This window comes from uncultured Algibacter sp. (genome assembly GCF_947487575.1).
Classification (GTDB): domain Bacteria; phylum Bacteroidota; class Bacteroidia; order Flavobacteriales; family Flavobacteriaceae; genus Algibacter_B.
The window spans coordinates 154,635-168,924 of record NZ_CANKXG010000008.1 but is presented as its reverse complement, the minus strand read 5'-3'; the positions used below and the strand labels follow the sequence as shown (position 1 = coordinate 168,924).

Sequence of the window (14,290 nt, the reverse complement as noted above, 5' to 3'; positions counted from 1 at the left end):
AATAATAGTACATCAAATAATATTCAATGAAAAAAATCACAAAAGAGGTTTACCTTAGCTGGTATGAAGAGATGTTATTCTGGAGAAAGTTTGAAGATAAGCTTGCAGCAGTATACATTCAGCAAAAAGTAAGAGGATTTCTTCATTTATATAATGGTCAAGAAGCTGTATTGGCAGGTGCCTTGCATGCTATGGATTTGACTAAGGATAAAATGATTACTGCTTACCGTAACCACGTTCAACCAATTGGTATGGGGGTAGACCCTAAACGTGTTATGGCTGAGTTATTTGGGAAAGTTACAGGAACATCCAAAGGTATGGGTGGTTCTATGCACATCTTTTCAAAAGAATTTAGGTTTTACGGTGGTCATGGTATTGTTGGAGGTCAAATTCCTTTAGGAGCTGGTATTGCTTTTGGTGATAAATATCATGGTGTAGATGGTGTAACTTTATGTTGTTTTGGAGATGGTGCTGCACGTCAAGGATCATTACACGAAACATTTAACTTAGCTATGCTTTGGAATTTGCCAGTGGTATTCGTTTGTGAAAATAATGGATATGCCATGGGAACATCTGTAGAAAGAACAGCTAACCATACTGAAATTTGGAAACTAGGTTTAGGTTATGATATGCCTTGTGCTCCGGTTGATGGTATGAACCCTATTAAAGTAGCTGAGGCTTTTGATGAAGCTATTTCTAGAGCACGTAAAGGTGGAGGTCCAACATTTTTAGAATTAAAAACGTATCGTTACAGAGGGCATTCTATGAGTGATGCACAGCATTACAGAACCAAAGATGAAGTAGAAGAGTACAAGAAAATAGATCCTATTACACAAGTAAAGGACGTTATTCTTGATAAAAAATATGCTTCTGAAGACGAAATTAAAGAAATTGATAAACGTGTAAAATCGCGTGTTGCTGAATGTGAGAAATTTGCTGAAGAATCTCCATTCCCAGAAAAGCAACAATTATACGATATGGTTTACGAGCAAGAAGATTATCCATTTATAAAACACAAATTATAAGATATGGCAATAGTTGTAAATATGCCGCGTTTAAGCGACACGATGGAAGAAGGCACGGTTGCTACTTGGTTAAAAAAAGTAGGTGATAAGATTGAAGAAGGTGATATTTTAGCTGAGATTGAAACAGATAAAGCCACAATGGAGTTTGAATCCTTCAACGAAGGAACATTGCTTCATATTGGTGTTCAAGAAGGTGAAACTACAAAAGTAGATGAGCTTTTAGCAATAATTGGTGATGAAGGTGAGGATATTACTAGTCTTTTAAATGGTGGTGGTAACGCTTCTGCGGAGTTAAAAGAAGAAGTTGTTGAAGCAGAGACAAGTTCAGAAGAAATTCCTGATGCTAGCGCTGCAGCATCTACAGATTTACCAGAAGGTGTTATAGTTGTAACCATGCCGCGTTTAAGTGATACTATGGAAGAAGGTACTGTAGCCACTTGGTTAAAGAAAGTTGGTGATACGGTTGAAGAAGGCGATATTTTAGCAGAAATTGAAACAGATAAAGCAACCATGGAATTTGAATCTTTCCAATCAGGTACTTTATTAGAAATAGGATTACAGGAAGGTGAATCTGCAAAAGTAGATGCGTTATTAGCGATTATTGGTCCTACAGGAACAGATGTTTCTGGAGTTGCTGCTAATTTTTCGGTATCATCTGAACCAGCAAAAAAAGAAACACCTAAAGTTGAAGCTAAGGTTGAAACACCAAAATCTACTCCAGCTAAAGCTAAAACGGAAACAAAATCAAAAACACCTGCGCCAACTCCAGTAACAGAAAACGGTCGTGTATATGTATCACCTCTAGCAAAAAAATTAGCAGAGGAAAAAGGCATTAATCTAACTAAAGTTCAAGGTTCTGGAGAAAACGGACGAATAGTTAAACGCGATATAGAAAATTACGAACCTGCAACTTCTGCGGCTTCAGTTGGTAAATTTGTGCCATCTGGTCAAGAAGATTTTGATGATGTTGATAACTCGCAAATGCGTAAAGCTATTGCAAAAGCATTAACAAATTCTAAATTTTCTGCACCACATTATTACTTAAGTGTTGAGTTTGATATGGAAAATGCCATGGCATTCCGTGCGCAGTTTAACTCTATTCCAGAGACTAAAATTTCTTATAACGATATCATTGTTAAAGCCTGTGCTTTAGCATTAAAACAACATCCTCAAGTAAACTCACAATGGTTTGCAGATAAAATGCGTTTAAATAATCATGTGCACATTGGTGTAGCTGTTGCAGTACCTGACGGGCTAGTTGTTCCTGTAGTGCGTTTTGCAAACGAGCAAACTTTACCTCAAATTGGTGCAAATGTTAAAGATTTAGCAGGAAAAGCAAGAAATAAAAAGCTGACACCAGACGAAATGCAAGGCAGTACCTTTACGGTATCTAACTTGGGTATGTTTGGAATAGATACTTTTACATCGATTATTAATCAGCCAAACTCGGCAATTCTTTCTGTTGGAAATATTGTTGAAAAGCCAGTTGTTAAAAACGGTCAAATTGTAGTAGGTCATACGATGAAATTGTCATTAGCTTGTGATCACAGAACGGTTGATGGGGCTACAGGTGCTCAATTCCTTCAAACATTAAAAGGCTATATTGAGAATCCTGTTACTATGTTGGTTTAAATATTAATAACATATAATTTAAAAAACCTGTTTCATTTAATTGAAGCAGGTTTTTTTTATCTTTAAAAAATAATATTTAAGACCTATGAAAAAAATATTTAGTTTACTCGTTTTAGTTTTTATTTTAAGCTGTGGCGGGCAAAAGCAAATTATTGAAACTAATCCTAATAAAGTAGAGAAAGTAGTTGAGAATACTTCAGAAGTACAAACTGAAATTACAACTAATATACCAATAGGAATTAAAAACCACATTAATTTAGAAGATGTAAAAACAAGCTTAGAGTATTTAGCTTCTGATGCATTAGAAGGCAGAAATACCGGCACAAAAGGTATTGAAAAAGCTGCTGTTTACATTGAGGATATCTTCAAAAAAAATAGTATAAAACCTTATTTTAAAACCTATAGAGATAGTTTTAATGTTAAGAAAATTATTGGCTATAACGTAGTTGGGTATTTAGAGGGTAATGACGCAAATTTAAAAAATGAGTTTGTTATTCTTGGTGCACACTATGATCATATAGGAACGGCAAAAGCAGTAAATGGAGATGAAATTGCAAATGGAGCCAATGATGATGCTTCTGGAACTGTCGCAGTTTTAGAATGGGCAAAATACTTCTCTAAAACTAAAAGTAATAAAAGAAGTGTACTATTTACGTTGTACTCGGCAGAAGAAATGGGATTGAAAGGCTCAGAGCATCTCGCAGAAAGGCTTAAAAAAGAAAATTTAGATCTATATACCATGATTAATTTTGAAATGATTGGCGTGCCAAGAGCCGAAAACGAAATTATGGCTTACATGTCTGGGTATGGAAAATCTAATTTAGCTAAACAATTGAATATCTATGGAGGTGATGACATGATAGGTTTCTTTCCAAAAGCAAAAGAATTCAATCTATTTATGCGATCAGATAACTATCCATTCTATCAAGAATTTAAAGTACCAGCACATGCTATTTCTACTTTCGATTTCACTAATTTCGATTACTATCACCATGTAGATGACGAAGCTGATAAAATGGACTTTAATCATATGACAAATTTTATCAATAAAATGATTCCCGCATTAGAAGGCATGATTAATGCTTCTTTTAAAGAAATTAAAATGAACAATGAGTAAACACATCATAATTACAGGAACAAGTAGAGGTATTGGGTTTGAACTAGTGCAACTATTTGCTAAAGCAGGACATAAAGTATTGGCACTTTCAAGGAATGAAAAACCGATTAAAAATTTAAGTTTAGAAAATGTTACTTGTTTTTCTTTCGATCTAAATGATAATGAAGCTTATCAAAAAGTAGAAGATTTTATAAATAAGGAATGGAAACAAGTAGATGTTTTAATTAATAATGCTGGCGCACTTTTAAACAAACCATTTTCTGAAACGTCCATGTTAGATTTTGAACGTATTTACAAAACTAATGTTTATGGTGTTGCTGAATTAACAAGAGTGGTATTGCCATTTATGAAGCGTAATAGTCATGTTGTAACTGTAAGCTCCATGGGAGGTGTTCAAGGGAGTATGAAATTTCCGGGTTTAGCAGCCTACAGTTCAAGTAAAGCGGCAGTAATTACTTTAACAGAATTATTGGCAGAAGAATATAAAGAATCTGGAATTTCGTTTAACGTATTAGCATTAGGTGCTGTACAGACTGAAATGTTAGAAGAAGCATTTCCAGGGTACAAAGCGCCAACTACAGCATTGGAAATGGCAGCATATATTTTTGATTTTTCGTTAAACGGAAATAAATATTATAACGGTAAATTACTTCAAGTTTCAAATTCTACGCCTTAATTTATGAGTAAATACAAATGCATCATTTTTGATTGCGATGGTGTTTTAATAGATAGTGAGTCTATTGCTATAAAGGTTTTAGTAGATATGGCTAATAATTTGGGTGCTAATATGAATTTTGAAGAGTCTCTTATTAGCTTGAAGGGAAAGGCTCTTAATTTGTGTTTGGATATTATTTCCAAACGTATAGATAAGTCATTACCAATTCATTTTGAACAAGATTATCGTATTAACACTTTTGAAGCTTTCCGTCAAAATATTCAACCCATAAGCGGAATCAAAGATGTTGTTGAGAGTTTAGATATCCCGTTTTGTGTGGCTTCAAGTGGACCAGAAAATAAAATTCGTCTTAATTTAGAAATTACAGGACTACTTCCTTTTTTTGAAGGGAATATTTTTAGTTGTTATGCTATTCAAAAATGGAAACCAGAGCCTGATATATTTTTATGGGCAGCACAAACTATGGGATTCAAACCAAATGAATGTTTAGTAATTGAAGATAGTGTTTCAGGAGTAAAAGCAGCAAAGTCTGGAGGTTTTGATGTTTTTGGTTATACCGAACATGATTATAGTAATGAACTAGAAGATATAGCTACAAGTACTTTTGGTAGTATGGGTAAACTTTTAGATATGATTTAATGGTAGCTTTATTCTAACTAAGTCAAGTTTCTTTTTTTTCAAATAAAATCATTTATTTTAGCAGTAATGCAAGCTCAACTTCAAAAGTATATTCCAGAACAAGCTATTCCAAAAGTTATTTCACTTTTAGAGCATGGTAACCTTATTATTAAAATAAAAAAGGAACGAAAAACGCGCCATGGAGATTATAAATCTCTACCAAATGGAAAACATCAAATTACTATAAACTCAAACTTAAATAAATATCGATTTTTAATTACCTTAATACATGAAATCGCACATTTTGAAGCTTATAACACCTACGGTAGGTTTATTAAACCACATGGTATACAATGGAAACGTACATTTCAGCATTTAATGTTGCCTTTTATAAACCCTGAAGTTTTTCCAAATAAACTATTGCCTTTATTGGCTAAGCATTTTAAAAACCCAAAAGCTTCTAGCGATACAGATACGCAACTAGCCTTAGCTTTAAAGCAATTCGACGAACCCAATAATAAAACCTTTATTTTTGATATACCTTTGGGAGAAACTTTTAAATTATATAACGGTAAAGTTTTTAAAATGGGTAATAAACGAGTAAAACGTTATGAGTGTGCTGAGGTTAAAACAGGAAGATTATATTTATTTAATCCCAACGCAGAAGTAGAATTGATAAATGAAAACAATGAATAAAAACTATTATGCCATATTAATGGCAGGAGGCGTAGGGTCAAGATTTTGGCCTGTTAGCACAGAAGATTTTCCTAAGCAGTTTCACGATATGTTGGGGACTGGTGATACACTAATACAAAAAACTTTTCACCGCTTGGCAGATTTAATTCCGAAAGAAAATATTTTTATATTAACCAATGAGCGTTATAATGATTTGGTTTTAGAGCAATTACCAGAAGTTGAACAACGTCAAGTCGTTTTGGAACCTGCAATGCGTAATACAGCACCTTGTATTTTATATGCATCATTAAAAATACAAAAGGAAAACCCTGAAGCAGTTATGATTGTAGCGCCTAGTGACCATTGGATTGAAGATGAAAAAACATTTTCAAAAAATGTACAGCAAGCTTTTGATTTTTGTTCAGAAAATAATGCGCTCATGACTTTAGGAATTCAACCTACATTCCCAAATACGGGTTATGGATATATTGAGTACGATAAGTCTTCCGCGAAAGCGACAAAATCTGTAAATCAATTTAGAGAAAAACCAGATTACGAAACAGCAAAGGAATTTATTGCTCAAGGCAATTTTTTATGGAATGCTGGAATTTTTATGTGGAGTGCAAAAAGTGTAGTTGAGGCATTTCAGAATAATCAACCTGAATTATATAATTTGTTTGAAAAAGGAATCTCTGTTTATAATACTGATTTTGAAGATGATTTTATAAAAGATAATTATCCTAAAGCAGAAAATATATCTGTCGATTATGCAATTATGGAAAAATCTAGTAATGTATATGTAATTGCTGCGGAGTTTGATTGGAACGATTTAGGAACTTGGGGGAGCTTATATGATAAATTAGATAAGGATGAATCTAGTAATGCTGTTGTTAATGCTAGGACATTATCAGAGGATGCATCAGGTAATATGATAAGAACCAGTAATGATAAAATTGTGGTTATTGATGGCTTACAAGATTACATTGTTGTTGATAAAGAAGAAGTTTTGCTTATCTTTCCTAAGTCAAAGGAGCAAGATATAAAGAAAACACTCCAACAGGTTAAGGACAAATTTGGAGAACAATACGGTTAAATATGAGTGAAGAAAGTAAGTTTAATTTTTCTGAAGAAGAAGCTAAAGCCGAGGCTATAAAAAAGGAACAAGTTGTAGAGCAATCTAAACAGGCTGTAAAAGATGATGCTAAAGGTTTGTTTCAAAGTGTTAAAAAGTTTTTCAGAGAATTACTTGATTTTCGAGAAGATACTGATCGAGATGCTACTATTGAGGCCATTAAAGGAGATATTCCTTTTAAAGGAGCCACTGCTTGGATTTTAATTTGTTCAATATTTGTAGCCTCAGTTGGGTTAAATGCCAACTCAACAGCTGTAGTTATTGGTGCCATGTTAATTTCACCACTTATGGGGCCTATTTTAGGGGCTGGTATGTCTATCGCTATTAACGATATTGATACCCTGAAAAAATCATTAATAAACTTAGCTACAATGATTGTTTTAAGTTTATTAACAGCATTTTTATTCTTTAAATTTTTTCCTTTAAGTGAAGAAACAAATGAGCTTTTAGGTAGAGTACAACCTGATATAAGAGATGTGTTGATTGCCTTTTTTGGTGGTTTAGCCTTAATTATTGCACGTACGAAAAGAGGAACAATTGCCTCAGTAATTTTTGGTGTTGCTATTGCTACAGCATTAATGCCTCCATTATGTACCGCTGGTTATGGTTTGGCTGTTGGTAATTTAGAGTTCTTTTTAGGAGCAATGTATTTATTTACAATCAATACTATTTTTATAGCATTGGCAACTTTTTTAGTATTGAAAGTCTTGCGTTTTTCAATGCTTAAATATGCTAATTCAGCAAAAAGAAAGCGTATTGCTAGGTTGGCATCTTTATTAGCAATTATTGTAATGATTCCCGCAGTATGGACTTTTTTAAATGTTTTAAAAGAAAGCAATTTTAATAGAGATGCACGGAGTTTTATAAGGAAAGAACTGGAAGCACTGCCGCATGTAGAGTACATTAGAAATAATATGACTTATGAGTATAGTACAGATAAAGAAAGTAAGATTGTATTAAATACTTTTGGCTTGGATGAAATCCCTGAATCAACAATTGCGCTTTTACAAAGTAGAATGAAAGATTATAGTGCGCTTAGCAATAGTCAACTAATTATCAATCAGAACAGATCTAAAAATTTGGATAACTTTAAATATATGGAAGAGCTTCGTACACGAGACTCTTTAGATTTGTTAACCCAAACTCAAAAAATAGCTTATTTGGAGGGTAAAGTAATGCAGCTGTCAAAACTTGAAAAAAATTATATTCCATTTGATGAATTAACACAAGAAGTAAAGATAAATTATGAAACTATTGAGCAGTTTTCATACGCTAGTGTTATTAATTCAGACTTTAAAAAAACGGATACATTAACAGTTTTTTCAGTGAAATGGGTGGATTCACTAGCAAAAGAGAATTTAAGGGTCAAGGATAAAGAAAAATTAGAAAAGTGGCTTAAATTAAAACTTAATTTGGATACGCTAGTTGTTAAAAGAATTAATTAGAAAAATAATTTAAAAACATATGAGTTTATGAAAACATTATTCCGTATTGCTACGTTAGGCTTATTTGTTTTTTGTGTCATGCGAAGAAGACGAATTAAAGGAAGATAATAGAGCTGATATGACCTTGGATTTGTCTCTTGCGAGTACATTTTTCAGAACCTGTTTAGAAATAGATATAGATTACCTTGTTACTTATGGAGAAAGCCAAAGGAGTCTAACCGTAAAGCAAAATACAACAAATGATATACGTTTTACTACTAAAAAAGGAGAGTTTATAAATATAAAAGCATTTAATAGTAATGATACTTCTAATACTTTATTAGCTGAAGCTAATATAGATACTCAGTTTTACGATGAAACCAATATAGTTTTTCTAAATATTTATTATACTGAATGTGGTGTTATAAATAAGATTATTTGGGAAGAATTTTAGAGGTGCAATTTAGCTATTTATTCAAGTTAACTATTTTCGTCTAAATACATTTTACGTACTTTCTTGAATAAATTTGAAGAGTAAACAAAATCGGTTACTACCCCATTATCTGTTTTAAAGATGGTTTTATTAGAACCTTCCCAAGCTTTTAACCCGTTTTTTAAGAATACTATTTTTTCACCAATTTCCATAACCGAGTTCATGTCATGAGAATTTATTACTGTGGTTATTTGATATTCATCTGTAATTTCTTGAATCAAATTATCAATAACTATGGCTGTTTTTGGGTCTAAGCCAGAGTTAGGTTCATCACAAAACAAATATTTTGGATTATTTACTATTGCCCGAGCTATAGCAACACGTTTTTGCATGCCGCCAGATGCTTCACTAGGCATTTTTTTATGCGCATTATCTAGGTTAACACGTTTTAAAACAAAATCTACACGTTCTTCCATTTCGCTTTTACTTTGTTTAGTAAACATCTGTAACGGAAACATCACGTTTTGTGCTATAGTCATCGAGTCAAATAGAGCACTTCCTTGAAATACCATCCCTATTTCTGCCCTAATATTACGCTTTTCATCTTCAGAAAGTTGTGAAAACACTTTTCCATCGTATGCTATTGTTCCTTCTTCATAATCAAATAAACCTAATAAGCATTTTAAAAATACCGTTTTACCTGAACCACTTTGCCCAATAATAAGGTTTGTCTTGCCTTTTTCAAAAGAGGTACTAATACCTTTTAAAACTTCAGTGTCACCGAAAGATTTATGTAAATTATTAACTTCAATCATTAGCTTAATAACATTTGGGTTAATAAATAATTTAATAGAATTATAACGACACTAGTCCATACAAATGAGGTTGTACTTGCTTTACCAACTTCTAGTGCACCACCTTTCATATAATATCCATGAAAAGATGGTATTGTTGCTAAGATAAAAGCAAATACAAAAGTTTTAATAAATGCATAAATAACATGAAACGTTTCAAAATCGTTTTGAATACCAACTATATAATCTTCAAGGGTGCTAAAGCCACCATAAACACAGGCAGCCATGCCTCCTAAAATTCCTAAAAACATAGCAATTGATATTACGAATGGATAAAGTAACATGGAGATAAACTTTGGGAATACTAAGTAATTAAGGGAATTTATACCCATAACTTCTAAAGCATCAATTTGCTCAGTAACTCGCATTGTACCAATACTTGACGTAATAAATGAGCCTACTTTACCTGCCATAATTATAGACATAAATGTTGGCGCAAATTCAAGTATAATGGATTGTCTTGTTGCAAACCCAACAAGGTATTTTGGAATTAGCGGATTATCAATATTAAGAGCGGTTTGTATAGTTATAACACCTCCTACAAAAAAGGATATAAAGGCTACAATACCAAGGGAGCCAATAATTAAATCATCAATATCTTTAAGTATTAATTGTTTCATTACCGACCATTTGGTAGGTTTTCGAAACATTTCTACAATCATTAAAAAATAAGTCCCTATGTTATGAAGGTAATTCATATATAAATTTGTAACTGCTAAAGTAAAAAAAACTTATACCAATTTAACCTTAATTTTAAATTATGATGTTTTAAAAAACGTATTTTTGAAGGAGAAATTTAAAGAAAAAATGAAAAAAATATTTTACTTGTTATTGGTGTTTGTAACTTCTTTTTCATGTAAGGCTCAAAGCCAAATGAGTTCTGAGAAGAATACAATTATTAATGATAATCCAAAACTAGTTGTTGGGATTGTTGTAGATCAAATGAGATACGATTATTTAACCCGGTTTTATAATAAATATAGTGAAGGTGGTTTTAAACGAATGATTAATGAAGGATTTAATTGTAAAAACAATCATTTTAATTATGTGCCAACTTATACGGGGCCTGGTCATGCTTCTGTGTTCTCAGGTACAACACCCAGGTATCATGGTATAATTGCAAATAATTGGTATGATAAAGAATTAAAAAAGACTGTTTATTGTGCTAGTGATAGTTCTGTTGTAGCTATAGGGACAAATTCTAAAAAAGAGAGAATGTCTCCCCATAGGATGAAAACCACAACTTTTGCAGATCAAAATAGACTTTTTACTCAAATGCGAGGTAAGAGTATTGGTATTTCAATCAAAGATAGAGGGGCTATTTTACCTGTTGGTCATACTGCTAATGCAGCGTACTGGTTTAGAGGTAAGAAAGAAGGTAACTTTGTGTCAAGCACTTATTATATGAAAGATTTGCCTAAATGGGTGAGAACTTTTAATACTTCAAGGCAAATTGAAAATTATATAAAAACATGGAATACGTTATACGATATCACAACGTATTCTGAAAGTGGTAACGATTTAAATAATTTTGAAGGAGGATTTAAAGGAAAAAAAACAGCAACTTTTCCATACGATTTAAAAAAGTTAGCAAAAAATAATATGGATTTCGATATTTTGAAAACTACTCCTTTTGGAAATAGTATTGTTACCGATTTTGCTATAGAAGCTATAAAAGCTGAGGGACTAGGAAAAGATGAGATAACTGATGTATTAACTGTTAGTTTTTCAAGTACAGACTATGTGGGGCATAATTTTGGAGTAAATTCAAAAGAAATTCAAGACACTTATATTCGATTAGATAAAGATTTAGTACGTTTTTTTAAAGTGTTAGATGCTGAAGTAGGAATAGGTGAATATACGGTGTTTTTAACTGCAGACCATGGAGCAGTTGAAGTGCCTGCGTATTTGAAATCTGCCAAAATTCCTGCAGGTTATATACAGCGTTCAGAAAGAAAAGAAAAATTCAATAAATTTTTAATTGATACTTATGGCACAATTGATATTGTAGAAAATATTAGCAATAGTCAAGTTTTTTTAAATAGAGAGAAGATTAAGGCATTGAAATTAGACTTAAAGAATGTTCAACAAGAAATCGCTAATGAGCAGTTAACCTATAAAAACATTGATAAAGTATATACAGCAACTACTATGACTACGATTGACTTCAATGACGGAATAGAAAGTTTATTGCAAAAAGGTTTTAATCAAAAACGTTCCGGCGATATTTTATTAGTTGATGATCCTGCTTTTATTTCCTATGGAAAAACAGGTTCAACACATGGTAGCGGTTTTAATTATGATACCCATGTGCCTTTATTATTTTTTGGAAAGGGTATTAGACAAGGACATACATTCAAAAAAACTGAGATCACCGATATAGCTCCTACTATTTCAGCCTTATTAGGAATTAGTTTTCCCAACTTTACTATAGGGCAACCTTTAGAATTTATAATAGATTAATGAAAAAGCGCTTTTGGTTTTCACTTTTAGCAATTGTAATTGTTTTTTGTGTATATGGATATGACTTTTTTTTAGCTGAAGAAGAAAAGTCTGAAGTAATATTCGAAGGAGCAAAAACAAAGCATACAACAAACGAATATTTTCTACCCACTAGTACAACAAATCAAATTATACATCATAATGGATATTCGCTGTCTTATAGTGAAACTCATGAACAAGCAGAATGGGTGGCTTACGAATTAAAAAAAGCACACCTGTTAAACACCAATCATAAACGACCTTATTTTGAAATTGATAAGGCTGTAAAAACAGGTGCTGCAAGTTGGAGGAATTATAAAAACTCGGGTTATGATCGCGGACATCTTTGCCCTGCAGGAGATAGGAGATATACTAAAGAAGCTCATGATGAGACTTTTTTAACAAGTAATATTAGCCCACAAGAGCATCAATTTAATGCTGGAATTTGGAATGCGTTAGAGCAAAAAGTGCGCTACTGGGCTAGAAAATATGATGGTGTTTTTGTGATAACTGGCGGAGTTTTAAAAGGAAGTATGGAAACTATTGGTAATGAGGATGTTTCAGTACCAAATCAGTTTTATAAAGTTTTGATTGATAACAATACCGGTAAAACAAAAATGATTGCTTTTTTGATGCCACATAAAAATTCAAAAAAACCTTTATATGATTTTGTAGTATCCGTGGATGAAATTGAAAGATTAACGGGTATTGATTTCTTTCCTGAATTGGATGATGTGATTGAAAATAAACTTGAAGCTTCAAGTAGTTATATGGATTGGAGTTTTAACTAGCCTATTTTGTCATGCTGAGCGCAGTCGAAGCATCTCAATTCTTTAATTTTGTTAAGATGCCATTCCAGCGAAGCTTTCTAATAAATTTACCTTCTCCATCAGAAACCAAAAAGTTAATTTTTTCTTTTTTTGCTTTAAAATAACCAGCCATATAATCTTTGAATAAAGAAAAGCTTCTTTTCTTTAAAGCTAGTTTTAAAGCTGAAATGAATGTTATCGCCAATCCATATCGCATTTTATACATGGCTTCACCCTGCAAATATTTAGATTTTTTATTATAATTTGTTCCAGTAGGTTTTAAATGCTTTACATGCAATGAATCATCCGTTAAAATTTGCCAGTTGTAATATTTTGCCAGTAATTCATCAACGGTGTCCCATCCCATAGATGGTTTTAGTTTTCCTATTTCTAAAAAACAGTCTTTTCTATATGCTTTTAAAGCTCCTCGAATATGGTCTTTTCTTGTTAAATTTTCTAAAACCCAATCACCATTTTTTTCGATGTAACAAAACCCCGAAGCCATACCAAGCTGATTATTATTTTTAAAATGATTAGCTAATTGTTCTAAATAGTTATTTGGAAAAATCAAATCGGCATCAAACTTACAAATCACATCATAGTTGCTATCTAGGGTTTCATAGCCTTTATAAAATGCATTTATGATTTTCGAACCTGGTAAATGTTGGTTAGAAGATTTGTTGTGAACTATCGAAATAAATGGGTGCTTTTGAGCATAGCCATCAACAACAGTTTGTGTATTATCTGTTGAGTTATCATTTACTATAACCACTTGCTTTGGTTTCAATGTTTGATTAACCAAAGAATGAAGAGTAAGACCAATTGAATCAGCTTCGTTATGAGCAGGAATAATAATGTAGAAGTTCAAAGTTTTAAAGTTTATGATATAAAGTTAAGCTCTTTCCGCATAAACTATATAATATCTAGGAGTAAACCATCTTAAAATAGGTCGAATACCAATTTTTTTTGTTGGATTAGTCCATTTTTGCCTATCTATAATTTTCCACCCCGTTTTTTCTAATAACCAGTCAAACTGCCAATCTTCAAATTCATGATAGTGCCTGTCTAACATATCTGTTTTACTTCTATAGGCTGAAGAAAACCATAATTTAAGAGGCACGCTAGCAACTAATTTATCTGATTTTATAGATTTTAAAACAGTAAATGGGGAGAGAAGATGCTCGAAAATTTCAAAAGCCGTTACTACATCAGCTTCAGATTTTTCAATAGTAGATGTATCAGTGTCTAAATCTTCTCCTTTGGTATTTTCAACCTTATAGTTATGTTCTTTCATGATTTTAGAAAATGGATTTATGACCCCCAAATCTAAAATAGATTGTGAATTTGAAACATGTTTTTCTAAAAATTCAAGAGTATGCTTAAAACGCTTATTTGGAAAGGTCTTTTCGTACAT

At 32.2% G+C, this 14,290-nt stretch carries 15 protein-coding genes; 11 read left to right on the top strand and 4 right to left on the bottom strand.

The window, feature by feature from the left end:
- The first annotated feature begins 26 nt into the window (after positions 1–26).
- The 9 genes from pdhA to Q0870_RS10720 all read left to right on the top strand — a co-directional run bounded on the left by pdhA (position 27) and on the right by Q0870_RS10720 (position 8,753).
- A complete protein-coding gene (pdhA, locus tag Q0870_RS10760; RefSeq protein ID WP_298555477.1) occupies positions 27–1,025 on the top strand; it encodes a pyruvate dehydrogenase (acetyl-transferring) E1 component subunit alpha in 999 nt (332 codons plus the stop codon).
- Positions 1,026–1,028: 3 nt separating this feature from the next.
- On the top strand, positions 1,029–2,657 hold the full coding sequence (locus Q0870_RS10755) for a pyruvate dehydrogenase complex dihydrolipoamide acetyltransferase (RefSeq protein WP_298555476.1): 1,629 nt from the start codon (positions 1,029–1,031) through the stop codon (positions 2,655–2,657).
- 85 nt (positions 2,658–2,742) lie between these two features.
- Positions 2,743–3,774: a M20/M25/M40 family metallo-hydrolase gene (locus Q0870_RS10750; RefSeq protein WP_298555475.1), complete on the top strand. Its 1,032-nt coding sequence runs from the start codon at positions 2,743–2,745 to the stop codon at positions 3,772–3,774.
- Positions 3,767–4,450, top strand: a complete 684-nt coding sequence (locus tag Q0870_RS10745) for an SDR family oxidoreductase (RefSeq protein ID WP_298555474.1) — start codon at positions 3,767–3,769, stop codon at positions 4,448–4,450. The genes Q0870_RS10750 and Q0870_RS10745 overlap by 8 nt, the downstream gene beginning before the upstream one ends.
- Before the next feature lie 3 nt (positions 4,451–4,453).
- The gene (locus Q0870_RS10740; protein ID WP_298555473.1) at positions 4,454–5,089 is read left to right on the top strand and encodes an HAD family hydrolase; all 636 of its coding nucleotides are present in this window, start codon (positions 4,454–4,456) and stop codon (positions 5,087–5,089) included.
- Between the two features lie 66 nt (positions 5,090–5,155).
- Positions 5,156–5,764, top strand: a complete 609-nt coding sequence (locus Q0870_RS10735) for a SprT-like domain-containing protein (protein WP_298555472.1) — start codon at positions 5,156–5,158, stop codon at positions 5,762–5,764.
- On the top strand, positions 5,757–6,836 hold the full coding sequence (locus Q0870_RS10730; protein WP_298555471.1) for a mannose-1-phosphate guanylyltransferase: 1,080 nt from the start codon (positions 5,757–5,759) through the stop codon (positions 6,834–6,836). Before Q0870_RS10735 ends, Q0870_RS10730 begins: the two co-directional genes overlap by 8 nt.
- A 2-nt stretch (positions 6,837–6,838) precedes the next feature.
- Entirely contained in the window at positions 6,839–8,320 is a 1,482-nt protein-coding gene (locus Q0870_RS10725; protein ID WP_298555470.1) for a DUF389 domain-containing protein, read from the top strand.
- A gap of 73 nt (positions 8,321–8,393) precedes the next feature.
- On the top strand, positions 8,394–8,753 hold the full coding sequence (locus Q0870_RS10720; protein ID WP_298555469.1) for a hypothetical protein: 360 nt from the start codon (positions 8,394–8,396) through the stop codon (positions 8,751–8,753).
- A 26-nt stretch (positions 8,754–8,779) separates the two neighbouring features.
- Here the strand turns inward: Q0870_RS10720 and Q0870_RS10715 are convergent, their stop codons facing one another.
- Together Q0870_RS10715 and Q0870_RS10710 are read right to left on the bottom strand one after the other, a co-directional pair.
- Positions 8,780–9,547 (bottom strand): ATP-binding cassette domain-containing protein, encoded by a 768-nt coding sequence (locus tag Q0870_RS10715; protein ID WP_298555468.1) that lies wholly within the window; start codon positions 9,545–9,547, stop codon positions 8,780–8,782.
- Positions 9,547–10,284: an ABC transporter permease gene (locus Q0870_RS10710; RefSeq protein ID WP_298555467.1), complete on the bottom strand. Its 738-nt coding sequence runs from the start codon at positions 10,282–10,284 to the stop codon at positions 9,547–9,549. The genes Q0870_RS10715 and Q0870_RS10710 overlap by 1 nt, the downstream gene beginning before the upstream one ends.
- 109 nt (positions 10,285–10,393) lie before the next feature.
- Between Q0870_RS10710 and pafA the strand changes: the two genes are divergently transcribed.
- Positions 10,394–12,049 carry an alkaline phosphatase PafA gene (gene pafA, locus Q0870_RS10705; protein WP_298555466.1) on the top strand — a complete coding sequence of 552 codons (1,656 nt, stop codon included), beginning with the start codon at positions 10,394–10,396 and terminating at the stop codon, positions 12,047–12,049.
- Complete coding sequence (locus tag Q0870_RS10700) at positions 12,049–12,858, top strand: DNA/RNA non-specific endonuclease (protein WP_298555465.1); 810 nt, start codon at positions 12,049–12,051, stop codon at positions 12,856–12,858. Before pafA ends, Q0870_RS10700 begins: the two co-directional genes overlap by 1 nt.
- Before the next feature lie 34 nt (positions 12,859–12,892).
- Here the strand turns inward: Q0870_RS10700 and Q0870_RS10695 are convergent, their stop codons facing one another.
- Positions 12,893–13,744, bottom strand: a complete 852-nt coding sequence (locus tag Q0870_RS10695) for a glycosyltransferase family 2 protein (protein WP_298555464.1) — start codon at positions 13,742–13,744, stop codon at positions 12,893–12,895.
- Positions 13,745–13,768: 24 nt separating this feature from the next.
- On the bottom strand, positions 13,769–14,290 hold the full coding sequence (locus tag Q0870_RS10690) for a methyltransferase (protein WP_298555463.1): 522 nt from the start codon (positions 14,288–14,290) through the stop codon (positions 13,769–13,771).